A 17,882-nucleotide genomic window follows, 5' to 3' on the forward strand; every position below is an offset into this window, starting at 1 on the left:
TCCCCTGGGAGGTTTCCATGTCGCCGACTGTTCTACCGCTGGCAGGCAAGCTCGGCGGACTGAAGAGCTCGGCGATTCGTGACCTGCTCAAACTGACCGCGCGGGCCGAGGTGGTCAGCCTCGCGGGCGGACTACCGGACGCGGAGCTGATGCCGCGCGAGCGCATCGCGACGGCCGCCGAGGCGGCGCTGCGCGGCCCCGGCTGCCTCCAATACACCGAATCGCCCGGGTGGGCCCCGCTGCGCGACGTGCTCGCCGAGCGCGAGTCCGGCCGCCTCGGGCGCCGGGTGCCGCTCGCCGAGGTGTTCGTGACGCACGGTTCGCAGCAGGCGCTGTCGCTACTGGCCGAGGTGCTGCTCGATCCAGGCGCGCTGGTGGTCGTCGAGGACCCGGCGTATGTGGGAGCGCTCCAGGTCTTCCGCGCCGCCGGTGCGCGCATCGTCGCGGTCCCGCTGGACGGCGAGGGTATGCGCGTCGACGTGCTGCGCGAGTTGCTCGCGCGCGGCGAACGGCCCGCGGTGGTGCACACGGTGAGCAACTTCCACAACCCGGGCGGGGTGACCATGAGCCCCGCTCGCCGCCGCGAACTCGCCGAACTCGCCGAGGCGCAAGGCTTCTGGGTGATCGAGGACGACCCGTACGGCGAACTCTGGTTCGACCAGCCCGCCCCGGAACCGGTGGCGACCTACTCGCCCAACGTGATTCGGCTCTCCAGCGCGTCCAAGATCCTGTCGCCGAGCCTGCGGGTCGGCTGGATGGTCGCCCCCGATGCGGTGTGCCGCGCGGTGGAACTGCTGAAACAGGGTGCGGATCTGTGTGGTTCGGCGCTCACCCAGCAGATCGCGGCGGAGCTCTTGGCGGACCGGGACTGGCTGACCTCCCACGTCGACCACGTCCGTGGCGCCTACGGCGAGCGGGCCAAGGCCCTGGTGCACGCCGTGCGCACCCGCTTCGGTGACCGCGTCGTCTGCACCGACGCCGCGGGCGGCATGTTCGTCTGGGCCGACTTCACCGACGGCACCGACACCGGGCTGCTGCTGCCGCGCGCCCTGGACGCCGGCGTCGCGTACGTGCCCGGCGCCGCGTTCGCCGTCGAGAACGGCTACCGCAACTCGATGCGCATGTGTTTCACCACGTCCGACGCGGCCGTGCTCGAGCAGGCGGTCGACCGGCTGGCCACGGCGCACGCCGGATAACGCGTCAGTCGACCCAGTTGTAGGTGCGTTCGACGGCCTTGTTCCACGCAGCGATGTGCTGCTCGCGGTCCTCGGCGCTCATGTTCGGCTGCCAGGTGGTGTCGGCGGCCCAGTTGGCGCGGATGTCGTCGGTGCCGGACCAGTAGCCGACGGCAAGGCCCGCGGCGTAGGCCGCGCCGAGCGCGGTGGTCTCGGTGACGACCGGCCGGACCACGGGGACGTCCAGGATGTCGGACTGGAACTGCATGAGCAGGTCGTTGCCGGTCATGCCGCCGTCGACCTTCAGCATGGTCAGTTCCAGATCGAGCCGCTGGGATTCGGCGTCGGCGCGCATCGCGTCGACCACCTCCATGGTCTGGAACGCGGTGGATTCGAGAACCGCTCGCGCCAGGTGCGCCTTGTTGACGAAGCGGGTCAGCCCGGCGATCACGCCGCGGGCGTCGGGCCGCCAGCGCGGGGCGAACAGCCCGGAGAACGCGGGCACGATGTAGGCGCCGCCGTTGTCCTCGACGCTGCCCGCCAGTTGCTCGATCTCCTCGGCGGAGTCGATGATGCCGAGATTGTCTCGGAACCACTGCACCAGTGACCCGGTCACCGCGATGGAGCCTTCCAAGGCGTAGACCGCGGGCTGGTCACCGAGCCGGTAGCAGACCGTGGTGAGCAGCCCGTGCTTGCTGAACACCGGGGTGGTTCCGGTGTTGAGCAGCATGAAATTGCCTGTCCCGTAGGTGTTCTTGGCCTCGCCGGGGACGAGGCAGGCCTGGCCGAAGGTGGCGGCCTGCTGATCGCCGAGGATGCCCGCGACCGGCACGCCGCGCAGCGGTCCGGAGCCGATCTCGCCGTACACCTCCGAGGAACTGCGGATCTCCGGCAGCATCGCCTCGGGTACCCGGAATTCCGCGCAGATCTCCGAATCCCATTGCAGGGTGCGCAGATCCATGAGCATGGTGCGGGAGGCGTTGGTGACGTCGGTGATGTGTCGTCCGGTCAGGTTCCACAGCACCCAGCTGTCGATGGTGCCGAAGCAGAGCTCGCCCGCCTCGGCGCGCTCCTGCGCCCCCGGTTCGTGGTCGAGGATCCAGCGCAGCTTGGGGCCCGCGAAGTAGGTGGACAGCGGCAGTCCGGTGCGGTCCTGATAGCGGGTCGGGCCCGCCTCGCCGCCGAGTTCGGTGACGAGCCGATCGGTGCGCGTGTCCTGCCAGACGATGGCGTGGTGAATCGGCTTGCCGGTGGCGCGGTCCCAGACCACGGTGGTCTCGCGCTGATTGGTCACGCCGACGGCGGCGATGTCGCCTGCGTCGAGACCGTTGCGCTCCAGCACCTCGCCGATCACGAATTCGGTATTGCGCCATATCGTTTCGGCATCGTGCTCGACCCAGCCCGGCCGCGGGAAGAGCTGCTCGTGTTCGCGCTGGGCCACCCCGACGACGCGGCCATGCCGGTCGAAGACGATGCACCTGCTCGATGTCGTGCCCTGATCGATGGCGGCCACATAGCGACGCATTGCAGCAGGCTACTAAACGACCAGCGGGCTCGGTATCACATCGCGGCATGATCGCCGCGGGATTAGGCTGAGGTGGTTACCGACGAGTAGTTCCGCACGACACACGGAGCCGCGGCGGGCGGCGCTCGGCGCGGCGATTCGCATAGCCTGTACGAGAACAGCTCGATCGGTGCCCGTGAAGACCCAAACGTCCGACGCAGGCGCGTCGGCTGGAGGAGTCGAGCATGACCATGAAACCGGAATCGCAGTTCCTCGGCCCGGAGCAGCGCCATACGGCCTGGCAGCGATTGGGCAAGGAACACTTCGACGTGATCGTCATCGGTGGCGGTGTGGTCGGTGCGGGCATCGCGCTCGACGCGGCGACCCGCGGTCTCTCGGTCGCGCTGGTGGAGGCGCGGGATCTGGCCTCGGGCACCTCGAGCCGGTCGTCGAAGATGTTCCACGGCGGGCTGCGGTATCTGGAGCAGCTGGAGTTCGGGCTGGTGCGCGAGGCGCTGCGGGAGCGAGAGCTGGCGCTGGCCAGGCTGGCGCCGCACCTGGTGAAGCCGCTTCGCTTCCTCTATCCGCTGACCCGCCGGGTGTGGGAGCGGCCGTACGTCGCCTCGGGTCTGATGCTCTACGACACCATGGGCGGCGCGAAATCCGTTCCCGGACAGCATCATCTGACGCGGGCGGGCGCGCTGCGGCTGGCGCCCGGTCTGCGGCACGACTCTTTGATCGGCGGCGTCGGCTACTACGACACGGTCGTCGACGACGCCCGCCACACCATGATGGTGGCGCGCACGGCCGCGCACTACGGCGCGGTCATCCGCACCTCCACCCAGGTCGTCGGATTCCTGCGGGAGTCGGATCGGATCGTCGGCGTGCGGTTCCGCGACACCGAGGACGGGCGTTCCGGCGAGGCGCGGGGGCACGTCGTCATCAACGCGACCGGCGTGTGGACCGACGAGGTCCAGGCGCTCTCGCACAACCGCGGCCGGTTCCACGTGCGCGCCTCCAAGGGCGTGCACATCGTGGTGCCGCGCGACCGGATCGTCAGCGACACCGCGATCATCCTGCGCACGGCCACCTCGGTGCTCTTCGTCATCCCGTGGGGCGCGTTCTGGATCATCGGCACCACCGACACCGACTGGAATCTGGACCTGGCGCACCCGGCCGCCACCAAAGCCGACATCGACTACCTGCTCGACCGGGTGAATCAGGTGCTCGTCACCCCGCTGACGAGCGACGACATCACCGGCGTCTACGCGGGCCTGCGGCCGCTGCTGGCAGGTGAGAGCGATTCCACCTCCAAGCTCTCCAGGGAGCACGCCGTCGCCCGGATCGCGCCGGGTCTGGTCGCCATCGCGGGCGGCAAGTACACCACCTACCGGGTGATGGCCTACGACGCGATGGACGAAGCGGCACAGGACATTCCGGCGCGGGTCTCGCCGTCGATCACCGAGAAGGTGCCGCTGCTCGGCGCGGACGGCTATTTCGCGCTGGTCAATCAAACCGTGCAGCTGGCCGAGGCGTACGGCGTGCACCCGTACCGCGTCAAGCACCTGCTCGACCGCTACGGGTCGCTCATCGACGAGGTGATGGCGATGGCCGCGGGCAAGCCGGAGCTGTTGCAGCCGATCACCGAGGCGCCCTCGTATCTCCAGGTGGAGGCGGTGTACGCGGCGGCGGCCGAGGGCGCGCTGCACCTGGACGACATTCTGGCCCGGCGCACCAGGATCTCCATCGAGTACTCGCACCGCGGCGCGCACTGCGCCGAACAGGTGGCCCGGCTGGTGGCGCCGGTGCTCGGCTGGGACGAGGCCGAGATCGACCGCGAGATCAGGACCTATCAGGCCAGGGTCGATGCCGAGATCCACTCGCAGACCCAGCCGGACGACGCCGCGGCCGACGCACTGCGGGCCGCCGCGCCCGAGCCGCGCGCGCAGATCCTGGAGCCGGTGCCCACCGACGGCTGAACAGCCCGCTCAGGTTCGATCGAGCGCCGACTCGACGCCGACCGCCCAGTCCACCAGCGAGCGCAGGTAGCGCAGGACGAGCTCGTCCGGATGGGCGACCGGGTCGGTGAGATGCAGGCGGGCCAGTTCCTCGATGGCGGCCAGCATGATTCGTTCCGTCGCGCCGTTCGGATCGACGGTGACCCCGGCGTAGCGGGAGAGGTGCCGCGCGCCGATGGCTCGCGCGTAGGCGCGACCCGTCTCGAGCCGGTCGCGCAGTTCGGGCGGGCCGCCGTCGGGCGGGCTGAGCATGATCCGCCAGCTGGTCGGCGCGGCGTGCAAGTAGGCCAGTACTCCGCGGCCGACCTGGTCGACGTCGTCGGCGGTGCCGACCCAGTCCACGCTGCGCACGCCTGCCAGCGCGATCGCGGTCTCCCTGTCCAGCAGTGCGGACATGAGCCCGGGCAGATCGGTGAACTGCTGATAGACCAGCGCACGGGCGACGTCGGCGGTGCGGGCGACGCGCTCGATGCTCACGGCGCCGAATCCCTCGGCCGCGGCGATATCGCGGGCCACGTCCAGGAGTTGGGCGCGTCGATCGGCCGCGGACATGCGCCGCTTCGGCGCGCGGGAGGCTCGCTCCGTGGTCACGGCACAGACGGTAGCGCAAGCAGGAGATCCACCGCCTTGGCCGCACTCTGCACCGCGCTCTCCATGGTCGCCGACCAGTCGGTGGCGGTCCAGTCGCCCGCCAGCGCGAGGGTGGGAACCGAGGTGCGCTGCTCGGGTCGCAGCCCGTGGGTGCCGAGCACCTGTGAGAAGGTCGCCTTCGGCATGCGCACCACGTGGGCCCGCACGACGCGGGCCGAGGCCGCCGCAGGGTAGTAGCGGCGCAGCAGGTCGATTTGTTCGGCGACGATCTCGTCGTTGGTCTTGTGGATCTGCTCGTAGGCGCCGCTTGTGGTGAGGCAGTACAACCAGGCCTTGTCGGTGCTCCGCCCGGTCATCAGCTGACGATCGAAGACTTCGTCGATGACGCCGGTGCCGCCGATCAGCGCCTCGAACTCGGCCGTCGTGCCGAGCGGACGGTCCAGGTAGAGGTTGGTGCTCACGATCGGCGTGTAGCCGAGTTTGTCTGCCGCGGCGTAGATTTCGGCGTGCTCCGGCAGATCGTCGAGCAGGCCCGCGATCGAGGAGTTGGGCACCGCGCAGACCACCGCGTCGGCGGGCAGCACCGAGCCGTCGGCCAGCGCGACGCCGGTCACCTTGCCATCGGCGATGTGGATGCGCCGCGCCACGGCGCGATGCCTGACATCCACCCCGTGTCGCTGGAAAACCCGTTGTGCCCCAGCGACATACAGCGTGTCGAGGTCAGTCGTCGGGTAGCCGATGGTGACCGCGCGGCGGTGCCGGACGCCGAGCCGGATGCCGGTCGCCAGCACGTCGGCGAACACCTTCGCCGACTCTCGCTGCACCGGTTCTGCGGCGATGCCGAGCGCCAGCCAATCCCACAGCGCCTCACGGGCTGTCGCGGGCATGCCGACCCGCTGGAACCACTGTTCGGTGGTGAGATCGGCCAGATCCGTCGGCTGGCGCAGACATTGCCACCCGAGGCGCAGCGTGGCGCGGGCCGCGCGCAGCCGATCCAGGGGGCTCGCGTCGGGATGCGCGCCCAGGAAGGTGCGCAGCGCCCCGAATCCGTTGGTGGACATGCTCGCCGCGCGTCCGTCCGGCCAGCGCAGCGTGGCCCGGTGCGGGAAGGCGACGAATTCGCGGGTGCCGACGCTGGTGAGATAGCGGAACAAATGCTCGTAGCCGCTGGCGATCACGTGCTGGCCGTTGTCGGGCGGATCGTCGACGGCATCGACGCGCATGGCGTGGGTGCGCCCGCCGAGCCGTCCGCGGCGCTCCAGGAGCGTGACCCGTTTCCCTGCTTCGGCCAGCCAGACCGCGGACGCGAGCCCCGCCAGTCCTCCGCCGATGACCACATAGCGCCGCGGATCGTCCATGGCCGCACCCTTCCCGCTTAACTTACATATTGCAAGTTAAGCGGGAAGGGTTGAGCGGTCAAGGGTTTCAGGCGGATACGCGCTGGAACGCGTGCAGCTCGGCGGCGTTGTGCGCGGAGAAGATCCGCACCTGCGCGCCGTGGTCGCGGAGCAGATCGCGCAGGCGCTGCTGGTTCTCGCGCCGCGGCCCGCCGAGGGTCTCGACGCTGCGCTCGAACAGCGTGACGCCGAGCGGTTGGTGCGGATGGGCGAGATCCAATTGGCCGGGGTGGAAATACGCGTCGCCCGCGGCCAGCAGCCAGCCGTCACCGGTGTCGACGGCGACGCCCGCGTGACCTCGGGTGTGCCCGGCCAGTGGCACCAGCAGCAGGCTCGGCGGCAGTCCGGCCAGTTCGCGGACGGCCTCGAAGCCGAACCACTGCTCGCCGTGATCGGCGTAGGACTGCCACTTCGGTCCGTGCTCGAATTGTGCCGCGCGGTAACGGAATCGCTCCTGCGCGGTGTGTGCGCCGCGGAAGGCGCGCAGCTCTTCGTCATAGACGTGCACGGTGGCGTGCGGGAAGTCGGCGAGGCCGCCCGCGTGATCCAGGTCGAGGTGGGTGAGCACGATGTCGCGCACGTCCTCACGGCGGAAGCCGAGCGCCTCCACCTGTCGCACCGCGGTCCGCTCGAGGTCGAAGACCGGACGGGTGAGGTTGATGAAGCGGCGGCCGAGCCATTCGCGCGGGCGGAGCACGCTCTGCTCGCCCATCCCGGTCTCGATGAGGACGAGCCGATCATCGAGTTCGAGAAGCAAGCAGTGGCAGACCATTTCGGCCCGGCGCAGCAGGCCGGGCGCGCCGTCGAGCAGCTTCCCGCCGAAGGGGCGCATGGTGCCGCAGTCGAGGTGATGGATGCGCATCAGGAGAGCTCCTGTTCGATGGTGGTGCGGAGGTGGTCGGCGACGGTGCGCAACGGGGCGAGGTCGCGCTGGGTCTTGGTGAGCAGCAGTGCGCCCTCGAGCATGCTCAGCGCGACGACCGAAAGCGGCGCTGCGCGGTCCTCGTCGACGCCCTTGTCTCGCAGGAACTCGTCGATCGCCGCTCGCCACGAGTCGAATCCGGCGACGCAGGCCTGCCGGATCGGTTCACTCTCGGCGGCGGCGTCCAGCGCGACCGTCGCCAGCGGGCAGCCGCGCTGGTAATCGGAGTCGATCAGGTTCTGCTCCAAGGCGGCGAACACCGCGTCGGTATCGCCCTCGGCGAGCAGTGCGCGCAGGATGTCGCGCACTTGCGCGCTGGATTGGGTCAGCGCCTCCGCCGTGAGCTGCTCCTTCCCGCCGGGGAAGTGGAAGTACAGCGACCCCTTCGGGGCGCCGCCCGCGCTGACCAGCTGATTGAGGCCGGTGGCGTGATAGCCCTTGGTATGGAAGAGGTCGGCGGCGGCGTCGAGGAAGCGCTGCCGCGAGTCGGTTCGTGGGGACACGAGGTCACGGTACCTCGAACTATGACGACCGGTCTAGTTATGTTCAGCGTGAGTGCTGGGTGACGCTCGAGTGCGGAACTTCCGCGGTGCGCGCGGGCTGCGGTGCATGCAGCAGCAGATAGCTGAAGACGACCGTCGCCAGCAGCGCGACCAGCGCTGCGACGTACTGCGCGGCAATCGCTCGGAGCGAGCGCGTGCACCGCGCCGATCGGGTCGTCATCTGTCCTGCTCCTGTCGAATGAGTGGCGGTCGGCCGCAAGGGCTGTCGTCGGCGAGGGCCGAACTGTTAGCAACTGAGTGGCAACTAACACTCGGTGGACGCGCGTCCCTGCCGACCCGGCGCCGCGCCCTCCCTCAGATGACTGTCATGCGAACCGGAACGGGTTACGACGCGGGTGCGTCTGTCGCGTGAATTTCGGTTCGGGATGCGGTGCGCTGCCGGGTTCGATGACAGAGAGCCGGTCGGCGGGAAGACTGTGCACCGAGGAGGCGATGGTGGTCGAGATCGGGCCGTATGGCGCGTTCGCTGTGAACAGTGTCGGGAGTATCGCCAGTGGCCGTCGTCGGCGATCGCGGCAGCGCAGGGCATCGGTCACGAGACTCACCGCCTCGACGGGCTGGCATCTGGTGTCGTCGGTCTGAGCGAGGAGGTGTTGGTGATTCGTAGGGACGATCTGCGTCGGTTTCTCACCGACTGGTCGCCGTACGAGCTGGCGTGGGTTGACGTGCCAGGTGCGCCGACGCCCGAACAAGTAGATGAGATCGCCCTGACTATGGGCACAATGAACCTCGACGAACCGGCCTTACTCGAGATGGTTGGTTCGCGGGTCTGGTTCTCTGGACACGACGACTGCTACGTCACTGTCGAGTCGACGAACTCGGTAGTGCCCCCAGCGATTCTCGGCCGCCTGATGGCCCTGCTGGTCGGCTCCGCGTTGGTCGACGAATCGCCGGTCGACGTACCGGATCCCGATGACGCGATAGCGGAAACCCTCATCGAGCAAAGCCCGTGCTGGGTCGGACGCCTCGGTACCGTGTCGGACGATTCGGTAACCGTCGACCTGTCCGCAGTGGCCGGACGGTGGCGACTCGGTCACCAGCTTCCAGAACGTGTTGATCGCACCGTGACTTACGATGTGAACCAACGGGTTTGGCATTCTTTCTCACGGTGACCTTGTCGCCGGCTACGATCACCGCGCCGACCGAGAACGCGCCCTCGACCACCGGGCACAAGCGCGCGAGCTCGACGGCTCGATTCATCCAGTGGTGATGATCCGGTGCTGTCCCTGGTTCTCCTTGGGGTGGTAGCGCAGCACGGCAACGTCGCCGAGCTGGGTCACGTCGACCAATCGCATTCTGTGCGTCGAGCCGCCCGAGCTCCGTCCACGAACGAGATTCGTTACGGTCGAAGTGTGAGTCGTACCCAGTGGACAATCCACGGCGAAACCGTGGTGGACGAGAACCGGCACATTCGCCTCTCGACCGTGGACGTCGAGCTGCCCGACGGCGTGAAGTTCACCCAATACGTTGCGCGGATGCCGCGGTGCGCGATGACGCTGGTCCTCAACGAGAATCGCGAGGTCCTGCTGGTATACCGGCACCGGTTCATCATCGACCGATGGGTATGGGAGTTGCCGGGCGGCTATGTCGACCATGCCGAGGACGTCGCCTTCGCCGCGGCCCGCGAGGTCGAAGAAGAGACGGGCTGGCGCCCGCGGACCATGGAACGCCTCGTCACCTACCAACCCGCCATCGGCACGCTGGACCACCCGCAGGAGATCTATCTTGCCCGCGGTGCCGACTTGACCGACACGCATCCAGATATCAACGAGGCCGAGGATATCCGCTGGATTCCGCTGGAGGAGGCGGCGCGGATGATCGAACGCGGCGAGATCGTCGGAGCGGCTACTGTCGTTGCGGTGTACCGGGCCCTCAGTCTGCTCCTGTAGCGGCGGCAAGTACCTGCTCGCGGAAGTGGGCAACGTCGGGCAACTCCTCGTACGGCATGAGCCGATGTCGCAGCTCTCGCAGATAAGCGAGGATGCGCTGGGATTCCAGCCCGGCCGCGATCGCCAAGGCTTCGGAGCCGATGCGCACAGCTTCATGCGGGTCTTCGTCGGCGCGGGCGGAGGCCAGCAGACATAGATTGAACGAGCGACCCCGGGTGTAACCCTCGGACATGTCCAGCGACTGCTCGGCGAAATGCGCCGTCCTGGCATGGTCACCCAGGTCGCGGAAGCAGTGTGCAGTCTTTGCCGACAGATAGGCTTCGTCGAAGTAGTCGAGCCACGGCGGCCGAGCACTGTCGACGCGACCGAACGCCCGCTCGGCGGCATTGAGCGAGCTCGCGCAGAGCGAGCTGTCCGATCGTGCGGCGTGCCCATGAGCCTCCACCATGTGGCACTCGGATTCGAGTGCTCCCAATCCTGCTGTGCGCGCGGCGATCTGGGCCGCGCGCGCTAGGTCGACAGCGTCCCCGGGGCGACCGACATAGGTGGCCTGGTGGCTCATCGCCGCGAGAATTTCGGCGCCGAGAGCGGCGTCTCCGGCGGCTCGGGACATTCGCAGGGCCTGGATCAGATACCGCTGCGCCAGACCGTGCTCCTCGAGGTCGTAGGCGGCCCAGCCCGCGAGTTTGGTGAGCTCGGACGCGGTAGCGAACAGCTGGCGGCCGATCGGCTCCGGATAGCTGCCGTGCAGCAGGGGAGCCACTGAGGTGTGAAGGTAGTGGACAATGGTCGAACGGACTTTGCCGCCGCCCACCCGGTTGTCCAAGTCGCGGAACGCTGCGGACATCGTGCGCACCGCGTCGACATCGGCCTGCCCGATGCGTCGAAAGCCCTTGCCGGACATAGGGTGTTCTGGGCCGGGCATTGTCAGCCAGCGCATCGACGCGGCCGGGTAGACAGCCACGGCGTAGGACGCTCCGACGAGGAAGCGGCGGCGCTCCACATCACTCCTCCATAGTGCGGTCGCAGCGGCGGTTGCCTCTGCGAGGCTCAACGAGAACTCCAATCCCAGGTCGGCTGGTACCGGACTGCTCACCATTCCGCAGTCGGCTGGGGTGACGCGGCGTCCGGCGACTTCAGTCAGCACCTCGGCGATGAGCTGTGGCCCTGGGGGATTGGGTTGTTCACCGGCGACCCATCGGCCTACTGCGGTGTGGTCGTATCCGAGTTCGATGCCCACGGCACGGCCGCGCTCCACCACCCTGCGCGCGAGTCCTTTTCGGCTGAGCCGAGTTTCCTCGATGAGCTCAGCCAACTGCCGGTTGGGTTGCTTGGGCTGGCGTCCCATACCTCGGAGTCTGGCACGCAGATCTGCTGGCTGGCCAGAATTGCCCTCTCGTACACACCCCCTGTGCACACACTTGCCTGACATGCGCGCCTTACCTAGAACGACGACCACGCGGTTGCCTGGATCTGCACACCGGTGCCGGACCGCAGGCGTTTCCTCTATCTCGTCTCGGATACGTGAACCGGCCGCACGGGACGTCGTGTAGGGCTCATGGCTCGGCGCGGTCGGACCGGTGCCGGTGTGCCCTAACCATCGCAGGGGAGAGGCACGAAATGTCGTCGCTGATGAACCGCATACAGCAGTGGGAAACCGAACACGGGGACTGCGCAAGTCCGCCGATCGTCATGGACCGCGAGCGCGCTGCGCTGGTGCTGTCGCAGCACGCCGAGCACGGCCCGCGCTGCCGCCAGTATCTGGCCGCGCTCTCCCGCGTCTCGACGATTTTGGGCTGAGCGGCAATGTCGGAGGACATCGTTCGGGCGGCCGGTTACGGTTCCCGGCCGACGCTTCCTGGATGGCGTGAGCTTTCGGCCGCGTTCCGCGGCGCCGCCGGACATCAGCCCGGCGACCACCTCGTGCTGCGGTGGGCACACGCACTGGCTCATCTGCACCGGACCCGAATCATCGACCCCGCCACACAAACCCGGATCGACGGCCGTCGCGGCGCACTGTGCACTCTGATCGATGACTGGGTGGCCGTGCACATCCAACCGCGCCAACCCTGGTCGCAGGCGACCGGCTACGGCCGGGCGGTCGACGGCATGGCCGCCGCACACGTCGCCGCCGAACTCGTCCTCGGCGCCGAACACACCGCCGACGAACTCCACCGAGCGTGGTCGCACGTCGGCTACCTCGCCACCCGCTGGGCTGATCTCGTGACCGAGGCCGTCGATGGCCAGCGCACGAGACAGCCCCGGCCGCCGGTTCGCGACCTCATCCCGGAGACCCCGAAATGACTCTGCTCCAACACGATCCCCTCGTCCTGATCGCCCTGGCCGTCATGATCGCCGCGATCCTCGCCGTTGGCCTCCGCACCGAGGACGAACCGCCGAGACCGAAGGTGCAGCAGATCCAGGACCGCCTCGTCCGCCAGGGCTATCGCATCACGCCCGGCCGGGAGCCTGGCGCACACCGCGCATCCACTTCGGCCGTTCGATGCCCGCCGTCGAACGGAAGGAACCGCTGATGCAGCCGAGCACCTACAACTCGAAACCGTTGCCGGTCCACACTCCGCGCAACAGGCCATCCTTCGCGAAGACGTGCGCGAGGGCGAATACCGCAATGCGCGGGAGCGATCCGGCGCGGTACCGAACTCGATCAGGAGCCGGGTCGATCGGGTATCGGCTGGTCGGGCACGGGCTGATCGTTCCCGGCGCGGCGGTGCCAGCGGGAGCGGGCGAGGTCGTGGGCGGCTCGAAGTAGGTCGAGGACCGCTGGTTCCGTGCGCGGGCCCGGATTCACCGCGGCAAGCCACCCCTGGCCGCCGTAGACCGGGTGCGCCATGACGATGTCGGTGGCGCTTGGGTCCGTGTCCTCCGGGGCGGGGTCGCGGGGTGTGCGGCCGGTCCAGTTCTGGAAGGCGTCCTTTCCGGCGAAGAAGTTCACGCGGAAGGTGTCGGGGCGGCTCAGGCGCGAGGTCTCGTCGCCGGGGTAGTCCTTCGTCAGGATCGTGGCGAAGGGCTGCGTTCGCGGGACGACGCCGTCGGGTGCGAAATAGAAGAACGCGTCGCCCCAGCTTATTTCGGGGGAGCCGTCGCCGGGTTGCGGCTTCAATGTCAGGACTCCGTCGAGTCCCGCGACGAATTCGATGATCTCGTCCATCTCCATGTGTTCTAGCGTTTCATTCATGTGCTTGTGGAGACTTCGGTCCGCGACCGCCGAGTTGTCGACGTGACAAGTCGCAAATCGCCTGGACTGCGCACGGTCGATGTCGCCAGACGGGTGGGGTGCTCCGTCCAGCAGGTGCGCAACCTGGAACGCGACGGCGTCCTGCCTCCGGCGACACGCACCGCCGCCGGTTACCGGACCTACACGGAATCGCACCTGCATTCCGCGGTGGCCTATCGCGCCTTCGCGGTGGGCGCGGGCCCGGTGGAGGCCAAGCGAATCATGCGCGCCGCGCACGCCTACCCGGGCTCGGACCTGCTCGCGCTCCTGGACGCCGCGCATGCCCGGCTCGACACCGAGCGCCGGGAACTGGAGCTGGCCAAGCGGGCGGCGGGTGCGATCACCGTCGAGCCGATGGACGACGTCCGGCCTGCCGATTCGATGAGCGTCGCCGAGCTCGCCGGTGCGCTCGGCGTGCGGCCGTCGGCGTTGCGGCACTGGGAATCCGAGGGACTCCTCGCGCCGCGTCGCGGCAGTCCGCGCGGGGCGCGCGAGTACACGCCGAGCGATGTCCGAGACGCGCGGATCGTCAACCAACTGCGGCGGGCTGGTTACCGGATCGGCCCGTTGCGCGCCCTGATGCCGGAACTGCGCCGCGCGAACAGATGGCACGAGATCTCAGCCGTGCTGGCCGCGCGAGACGCGAGCATCGATGCCCGCTCGCGCGCCCTGCTGGACGGCGCCGCCGCGCTCGGCATGGTGCTCGCATCGAGGTGATCGTTCCTCAGACCGTGCCTGGCACAGACGGCCCGGGGCGCGCGAGGCCGTCGACGCACAGACGATGCTGATCGATGACAGTGCGTGCCAGAGGATTTCGATGCCGATACCGAGGGGATGGTTCAGTCCGTGATCTCGCGGACCTGTTCCTCGTACTTCGCCCGCACGTCGGTGTCGGCGGGATTCAGCGCACGGTTGCCGTCGAAGAGTTTGCGAACCAACTGGACAGCGCGTTCCGGCGCGGCGGCCAGGGCGATGTCGAGAGGACCGAGGTAATTCGGCACGGCCACTTCGGCTTTGCGCGTCTGGAGGGTCTGGACGATGGCGGCGGCGACGTCTTCCGGGTCGACGGTGGGCATCCCGCGCCCCAGGGTCAGGCCCGAGGACAGCCTGGTGCGCACCGCGGAGGGCAGCACGCAGCTGACGCTCACGCCTTGCTCGGCGAACTCCAAACGCGTTGCGGCCGAGAGGCCGACGGCGGCGAACTTGCTGGCGTTGTAGACGGCCAGGCCGGGAATCGGGAGCTTGCCCGCCAGGGAGGCGACGTTCACGATGTGTCCGCGCCCGCGCGCGATCATCCCCGGCGCCACCGCGCGCATTCCGTGGATCAGACCCCAGACATTGATGTCGATGGTGGCGCGGCCGACCGCGTCGGGCTCGTCCAGGAACGCGCCCGCCGGCATCACGCCCGCGTTGTTGACCAGGATGTCGACGCGACCGAGCTCGGCGACGGCCTTGTCCCACTGGTCGCGGACGCGTACGTCGAGCTCGAAGGCGCGGGCGCCGATGGCCGCTACCGCGGCTTCGGCTGCTGCGGTGTCGACGTCGGCGATGGCCACCTCGGCTCCGGCGTCGGCGAAGATCTGGGCGGTGGACCGGCCGATGCCGCGCCCGGCGCCGGTGATCAGCACCCGGGCGTCCCGCACATCGATGGCTGGATATCCGTGACCGAGAATTCTCATGCGAACGCTCCTTGTTCGAGGGCGCGGCGAGTGCTGCGCAGACTGTGCCGGAAGGTGTCGAGACGGCGGCGGCCGTCCATGAAGTTGGGGCCCATCACCGCGAGGTCCTCGGCGGTCGCGCCGAGCAGCAGCACCCGGGTGCCCCCGGCGCGCAGTTCGGCGATCTCCGCGTCGAGCTGGGCGCTCATCCGGTCGCGCAGCTGACGTTCCAGGAAATGGCCGGGACCGGTGGCGGGCACTCGCGCCGCGGAGGCCATCGGTGCGAGCACCACGACCTCGTCCAAGCCCTGCCCGGTGAGCAGATCCACCGACGCGGTAGATCCGGCGCCACCGTCGACGAACCGGCGTCCGGCGATCGAGACCGGCGGCAGCCAGCCGGGGATAGCCCAGGACGCGCGCAGCGCCGCCCCGAGTGTGGCATCGGGCGCGTCCGGCGCGCCGAACGGAACCCGTTGTCCCGTGGCGTAATCCATGGCGACCAGCCACGTCGCGGGGTGTGGCGTCCAGTCGCGGCCCGGGTTGAGCCGCTCGGCGAGCCGCTGCAACCAGCCGGCGTCGCCGCCGCCGATCGGCAGCAGGCCGCTGCCCGCGGTGAGCAGCCGCTGCGCCGAACCCGCCGCGCGCAGACTCAGCCGCGGTGCGCCGAGGCGGGGGCGGGGCAGCGGCGGGAATCGTCCCGGCGCGTCGCGCATGTGCTCGAGCAGGATCGGGTTCGTGCTCCGGCCTTCCTGCATGGCGACCAGTTCCTCGACGCCGATGCCGCTGCCGAGCATGGCCACCAGCTCCGCGCCCGCCGACGTGCCGATCAGGACGTCGGCCTCGCGCGGATCCCAGTCGAGCGCGTCGCGCACGGCGGCCAGTGCGGCGACGATCCAGGCGGCGCCGACCGTGCCTCCGCACCCGATGGCCAGGCCACGTCGCTGTGTCCCGTTGTTGTTACCCATGGTTTCGCACACTAGCAGAATCCAAATTCTCTCGGTATCCGAAATCTCACGGTACGTAGAATCGCCGCATGGCACGACTGACCCGCTCCGAGAGTCAGGCCCGCACCAGGGCCGATCTGGTCGCGACGGCGCGCGATCTCTTCCTCGCCGACGGCTACGCGAAGACCTCGATGGAGCGGGTCGCGGAGGAGGCCGGCTACTCCAAGGGCGCGGTCTACTCCAACTTCCGCACCAAGAAGGAGCTGTGCCTCGAGGTGCTCGAGCACATCCACGCCACCAAGTTCGGCGAGGTCGCCGAGCTCGTCTCCGCGGACGAGAGCCTGGACGACCGGCTCACGCGACTTCAGGACTGGGCCGAACACACCCTCGGCGACGTCGGCTGGACCATGCTCGAGTTCGAATTCGCCACGCTCTCCCGCGACGATCCCGAGTTGCGGGCCGCGCTGGTGTCCAGCCTCGGCGCCGTGCGCGGCGCGGTGGCCGCGCAGTTGCAGACCCTGGCGGACAGCCTCGGGTTGGTCCTGCCGATGCCCGCCGAGGACGCCGCGGCCACGGTGCTCAGCCTCGGTCTCGGGCTCGGCATTCAGCGCGCCATCGACCCGTCCCTGTCGGCCCGGTTGATCACCGACGCGGTGCGGCTGCTGCTGAGCGTCGCCGAACGGTCGACGCCCGTGCGCGCCGCCGAATGAGTACTCGCCACGTTCACGGCGGGAAGTGCAGGGTCCACTCGCCGCGATAGTGCAGCCGGGTGACGCTGCCCGGCGGAATGTCGATCCGCCAGAACGATTTCGGCGGGGCGTCCAGGGTCACCAGCAGCGCCGCGCGGATCACCGCGGGGTGGGTCACGGCGACGGTGGACATGCCCGCGGACGCGATCTCGGCCATCCAGTACCTGGTCCGCTCGATCACGTCGGTCACCGATTCCCCGCCGTGCCCGCGGAACTGCGGGTTGGTCAGCCAGGCGTAGAGCTCGTCCTGCGGCACCGACATCAGCTCGCCGCCGCGCCACGCGCCCGCGTCCAGGTCACGCAGCCGGTCGTCCTCCTCGCCGGGCAGGCCGAGCAGGGCAGCGGTCTCGACGGTGCGACGCTCCGGTCCGGTGAGCACTCGCGGCGCGGTCAGCGGCGTGCAGGCGGCGATGGCGCGGCGGCCCGCCTCGGTGAGAGATTCGTCGACTGGAAAGCGTGCCTTTCGCATCGCCTCGGTCATGCCATGGCTGACCAGGTCGAGTCTGAGCACCTTCTGCACGGTGGAAGCGTATTACCCGCCGCCCGCGAGCGGGCCCTTATCCCTCGCTAGGTGGCTCGACGGGTGCCACCTAGTAGCGCGCGGTTTGCCTTCCGGGCGCGCGTCAGATCTGTCCTCGCTCCGGTGTGGTGAGGCCGAGGGTGGCTGCGACGTATCGCCACAGCAGCGCGGTGGCCGTCTCCGTGGACACGCGTGGCACGGTTCGTAGCTGCTGCGCCAGTGCGTGACGCAGTCCGCCGATGATGTAGGCGCCCGCGCTGTCGGGGTCGATGTCGGCGTCGAGTTGGCCGAGTTGCTGGCCGCGCCGGATGTTGCGTGCCGTGGCGTCACTGACGCGCTGGATCAGCAGAGGTTCCAGTTCGGCAATCTGCGGATCGGGGGCCGCGCGATTCAGGAAGATCTCGGCCAGCGGATCGGCGAAGTGGTAGTCGACGATCCGGCGCGTGCGTTCGCGCTCCCGTGCGCTCCAGTCGGACTCGTCCGGCAGTCCCTCATCGGACAAGAGCTCGTCGAGACCGTCGTAGAACGCCGTGTAGATCGCCGTGACCAGTCCGGCCTTGGACCCGAAATGGTGGTAGAGAGCGCCGCTCGTGACCCCGGCTCGCCGGGTGACCGAGGCGAGGTCGAGGTTGCCGTTCCCGGCTACGAGCTCGGCCCTAGCCGCGGTGAGGAGCTGTTGACGTCCCAGTGGTGCGCGTGCCATGGTTTTAGCGTAAC

21 protein-coding genes are annotated in these 17,882 nt (G+C 69.0%); 9 read left to right on the plus strand and 12 right to left on the minus strand.

The genetic code is table 11. From position 1 onward, the window contains the following. Positions 1 to 17 precede the first annotated feature (17 nt). On the plus strand, positions 18 to 1,196 hold the full coding sequence (locus AC3ERS_RS06295; protein ID WP_431964396.1) for an aminotransferase-like domain-containing protein: 1,179 nt from the start codon (positions 18 to 20) through the stop codon (positions 1,194 to 1,196). A 4-nt stretch (positions 1,197 to 1,200) separates the two neighbouring features. Here AC3ERS_RS06295 and glpK read toward each other — a convergent pair whose 3' ends face one another. After that, positions 1,201 to 2,700 carry a glycerol kinase GlpK gene (glpK, locus tag AC3ERS_RS06300; protein WP_431964398.1) on the minus strand — a complete coding sequence of 500 codons (1,500 nt, stop codon included), beginning with the start codon at positions 2,698 to 2,700 and terminating at the stop codon, positions 1,201 to 1,203. 224 nt (positions 2,701 to 2,924) lie between these two features. Between glpK and AC3ERS_RS06305 the strand changes: the two genes are divergently transcribed. Beyond that, positions 2,925 to 4,658 (plus strand): glycerol-3-phosphate dehydrogenase/oxidase, encoded by a 1,734-nt coding sequence (locus AC3ERS_RS06305; protein WP_431964400.1) that lies wholly within the window; start codon positions 2,925 to 2,927, stop codon positions 4,656 to 4,658. Between the two features lie 9 nt (positions 4,659 to 4,667). Here the strand turns inward: AC3ERS_RS06305 and AC3ERS_RS06310 are convergent, their stop codons facing one another. The 5 genes from AC3ERS_RS06310 to AC3ERS_RS06330 form a co-directional block, all read right to left on the minus strand. Further along, the gene (locus AC3ERS_RS06310; protein ID WP_431964546.1) at positions 4,668 to 5,249 is read right to left on the minus strand and encodes a TetR/AcrR family transcriptional regulator; all 582 of its coding nucleotides are present in this window, start codon (positions 5,247 to 5,249) and stop codon (positions 4,668 to 4,670) included. Between the two features lie 35 nt (positions 5,250 to 5,284). After that, positions 5,285 to 6,646, minus strand: a complete 1,362-nt coding sequence (gene hpnE, locus AC3ERS_RS06315; RefSeq protein ID WP_431964402.1) for a hydroxysqualene dehydroxylase HpnE — start codon at positions 6,644 to 6,646, stop codon at positions 5,285 to 5,287. 67 nt (positions 6,647 to 6,713) lie between these two features. Then, complete coding sequence (locus AC3ERS_RS06320) at positions 6,714 to 7,547, minus strand: MBL fold metallo-hydrolase (RefSeq protein ID WP_431964404.1); 834 nt, start codon at positions 7,545 to 7,547, stop codon at positions 6,714 to 6,716. Next, positions 7,547 to 8,110: a TetR/AcrR family transcriptional regulator gene (locus AC3ERS_RS06325; RefSeq protein ID WP_431964406.1), complete on the minus strand. Its 564-nt coding sequence runs from the start codon at positions 8,108 to 8,110 to the stop codon at positions 7,547 to 7,549. The genes AC3ERS_RS06320 and AC3ERS_RS06325 overlap by 1 nt, the downstream gene beginning before the upstream one ends. A gap of 43 nt (positions 8,111 to 8,153) precedes the next feature. Further along, positions 8,154 to 8,330 (minus strand): hypothetical protein, encoded by a 177-nt coding sequence (locus AC3ERS_RS06330; RefSeq protein WP_431964407.1) that lies wholly within the window; start codon positions 8,328 to 8,330, stop codon positions 8,154 to 8,156. A 436-nt stretch (positions 8,331 to 8,766) separates the two neighbouring features. Here AC3ERS_RS06330 and AC3ERS_RS06335 point away from each other — a divergent pair, with 436 nt between their 5' ends. Continuing rightward, entirely contained in the window at positions 8,767 to 9,282 is a 516-nt protein-coding gene (locus AC3ERS_RS06335) for a hypothetical protein (RefSeq protein ID WP_431964409.1), read from the plus strand. Between the two features lie 312 nt (positions 9,283 to 9,594). Then, a complete protein-coding gene (locus AC3ERS_RS06340) occupies positions 9,595 to 10,059 on the plus strand; it encodes an NUDIX hydrolase (RefSeq protein WP_431964411.1) in 465 nt (154 codons plus the stop codon). Here AC3ERS_RS06340 and AC3ERS_RS06345 read toward each other — a convergent pair. Next, positions 10,043 to 11,407 carry an NsdA family TPR-like regulatory protein gene (locus AC3ERS_RS06345; RefSeq protein ID WP_431964413.1) on the minus strand — a complete coding sequence of 455 codons (1,365 nt, stop codon included), beginning with the start codon at positions 11,405 to 11,407 and terminating at the stop codon, positions 10,043 to 10,045. The two genes, AC3ERS_RS06340 and AC3ERS_RS06345, sit on opposite strands and share 17 nt — an antisense overlap. 272 nt (positions 11,408 to 11,679) lie before the next feature. Here AC3ERS_RS06345 and AC3ERS_RS06350 point away from each other — a divergent pair, with 272 nt between their 5' ends. The 3 genes from AC3ERS_RS06350 to AC3ERS_RS06360 are packed head-to-tail and all read left to right on the plus strand — an operon-like array spanning position 11,680 to position 12,593. Further along, on the plus strand, positions 11,680 to 11,859 hold the full coding sequence (locus tag AC3ERS_RS06350; RefSeq protein WP_431964415.1) for a hypothetical protein: 180 nt from the start codon (positions 11,680 to 11,682) through the stop codon (positions 11,857 to 11,859). 6 nt (positions 11,860 to 11,865) lie between these two features. Continuing rightward, positions 11,866 to 12,363: a DUF4254 domain-containing protein gene (locus tag AC3ERS_RS06355; protein ID WP_431964417.1), complete on the plus strand. Its 498-nt coding sequence runs from the start codon at positions 11,866 to 11,868 to the stop codon at positions 12,361 to 12,363. Continuing rightward, complete coding sequence (locus AC3ERS_RS06360) at positions 12,360 to 12,593, plus strand: hypothetical protein (RefSeq protein ID WP_431964419.1); 234 nt, start codon at positions 12,360 to 12,362, stop codon at positions 12,591 to 12,593. Before AC3ERS_RS06355 ends, AC3ERS_RS06360 begins: the two co-directional genes overlap by 4 nt. Positions 12,594 to 12,724: 131 nt before the next feature. Here AC3ERS_RS06360 and AC3ERS_RS06365 read toward each other — a convergent pair whose 3' ends face one another. Next, positions 12,725 to 13,234 carry a DUF6194 family protein gene (locus AC3ERS_RS06365; RefSeq protein ID WP_431964548.1) on the minus strand — a complete coding sequence of 170 codons (510 nt, stop codon included), beginning with the start codon at positions 13,232 to 13,234 and terminating at the stop codon, positions 12,725 to 12,727. Between the two features lie 63 nt (positions 13,235 to 13,297). Between AC3ERS_RS06365 and AC3ERS_RS06370 the strand changes: the two genes are divergently transcribed. After that, positions 13,298 to 14,011: a MerR family transcriptional regulator gene (locus AC3ERS_RS06370; RefSeq protein WP_431964421.1), complete on the plus strand. Its 714-nt coding sequence runs from the start codon at positions 13,298 to 13,300 to the stop codon at positions 14,009 to 14,011. 122 nt (positions 14,012 to 14,133) lie between these two features. On the opposite strand, the gene AC3ERS_RS06375 is transcribed toward AC3ERS_RS06370, so the two are convergent. Both AC3ERS_RS06375 and AC3ERS_RS06380 read right to left on the minus strand, forming a co-directional pair. Continuing rightward, entirely contained in the window at positions 14,134 to 14,973 is an 840-nt protein-coding gene (locus tag AC3ERS_RS06375; protein ID WP_431964423.1) for an SDR family oxidoreductase, read from the minus strand. Beyond that, complete coding sequence (locus AC3ERS_RS06380) at positions 14,970 to 15,917, minus strand: patatin-like phospholipase family protein (RefSeq protein ID WP_431964425.1); 948 nt, start codon at positions 15,915 to 15,917, stop codon at positions 14,970 to 14,972. The genes AC3ERS_RS06375 and AC3ERS_RS06380 overlap by 4 nt, the downstream gene beginning before the upstream one ends. Before the next feature lie 68 nt (positions 15,918 to 15,985). Here AC3ERS_RS06380 and AC3ERS_RS06385 point away from each other — a divergent pair, with 68 nt between their 5' ends. Then, positions 15,986 to 16,606 carry a TetR/AcrR family transcriptional regulator gene (locus AC3ERS_RS06385; protein ID WP_431964427.1) on the plus strand — a complete coding sequence of 207 codons (621 nt, stop codon included), beginning with the start codon at positions 15,986 to 15,988 and terminating at the stop codon, positions 16,604 to 16,606. A gap of 13 nt (positions 16,607 to 16,619) precedes the next feature. Here AC3ERS_RS06385 and AC3ERS_RS06390 read toward each other — a convergent pair whose 3' ends face one another. Both AC3ERS_RS06390 and AC3ERS_RS06395 read right to left on the minus strand, forming a co-directional pair. After that, positions 16,620 to 17,165, minus strand: coding sequence for a histidine phosphatase family protein (locus AC3ERS_RS06390; RefSeq protein WP_431964429.1), 546 nt, complete (start codon positions 17,163 to 17,165; stop codon positions 16,620 to 16,622). A 103-nt stretch (positions 17,166 to 17,268) separates the two neighbouring features. Then, entirely contained in the window at positions 17,269 to 17,868 is a 600-nt protein-coding gene (locus AC3ERS_RS06395; protein WP_431964431.1) for a TetR/AcrR family transcriptional regulator, read from the minus strand. Positions 17,869 to 17,882 lie beyond the last annotated feature (14 nt).

It is taken from the genome of Nocardia sp. bgisy134 (assembly GCF_057708325.1).

Coding starts and splice junctions, on each gene's coding strand:
- AC3ERS_RS06365 (WP_431964548.1), bottom strand. CDS start 13,234: ATGGAGATGGACGAGATCATCGAATTCGTCGCGGGACTCGACGGAGTC.
- AC3ERS_RS06295 (WP_431964396.1), top strand. CDS start 18: ATGTCGCCGACTGTTCTACCGCTGGCAGGCAAGCTCGGCGGACTGAAG.
- AC3ERS_RS06350 (WP_431964415.1), top strand. CDS start 11,680: ATGTCGTCGCTGATGAACCGCATACAGCAGTGGGAAACCGAACACGGG.
- AC3ERS_RS06360 (WP_431964419.1), top strand. CDS start 12,360: ATGACTCTGCTCCAACACGATCCCCTCGTCCTGATCGCCCTGGCCGTC.
- AC3ERS_RS06385 (WP_431964427.1), top strand. CDS start 15,986: ATGGCACGACTGACCCGCTCCGAGAGTCAGGCCCGCACCAGGGCCGAT.
- AC3ERS_RS06310 (WP_431964546.1), bottom strand. CDS start 5,249: ATGTCCGCGGCCGATCGACGCGCCCAACTCCTGGACGTGGCCCGCGAT.
- AC3ERS_RS06305 (WP_431964400.1), top strand. CDS start 2,925: ATGACCATGAAACCGGAATCGCAGTTCCTCGGCCCGGAGCAGCGCCAT.
- AC3ERS_RS06345 (WP_431964413.1), bottom strand. CDS start 11,407: ATGGGACGCCAGCCCAAGCAACCCAACCGGCAGTTGGCTGAGCTCATC.
- AC3ERS_RS06395 (WP_431964431.1), bottom strand. CDS start 17,868: ATGGCACGCGCACCACTGGGACGTCAACAGCTCCTCACCGCGGCTAGG.
- hpnE (WP_431964402.1), bottom strand. CDS start 6,646: ATGGACGATCCGCGGCGCTATGTGGTCATCGGCGGAGGACTGGCGGGG.
- AC3ERS_RS06330 (WP_431964407.1), bottom strand. CDS start 8,330: ATGACGACCCGATCGGCGCGGTGCACGCGCTCGCTCCGAGCGATTGCC.
- glpK (WP_431964398.1), bottom strand. CDS start 2,700: ATGCGTCGCTATGTGGCCGCCATCGATCAGGGCACGACATCGAGCAGG.
- AC3ERS_RS06380 (WP_431964425.1), bottom strand. CDS start 15,917: ATGGGTAACAACAACGGGACACAGCGACGTGGCCTGGCCATCGGGTGC.
- AC3ERS_RS06355 (WP_431964417.1), top strand. CDS start 11,866: ATGTCGGAGGACATCGTTCGGGCGGCCGGTTACGGTTCCCGGCCGACG.
- AC3ERS_RS06375 (WP_431964423.1), bottom strand. CDS start 14,973: ATGAGAATTCTCGGTCACGGATATCCAGCCATCGATGTGCGGGACGCC.
- AC3ERS_RS06320 (WP_431964404.1), bottom strand. CDS start 7,547: ATGCGCATCCATCACCTCGACTGCGGCACCATGCGCCCCTTCGGCGGG.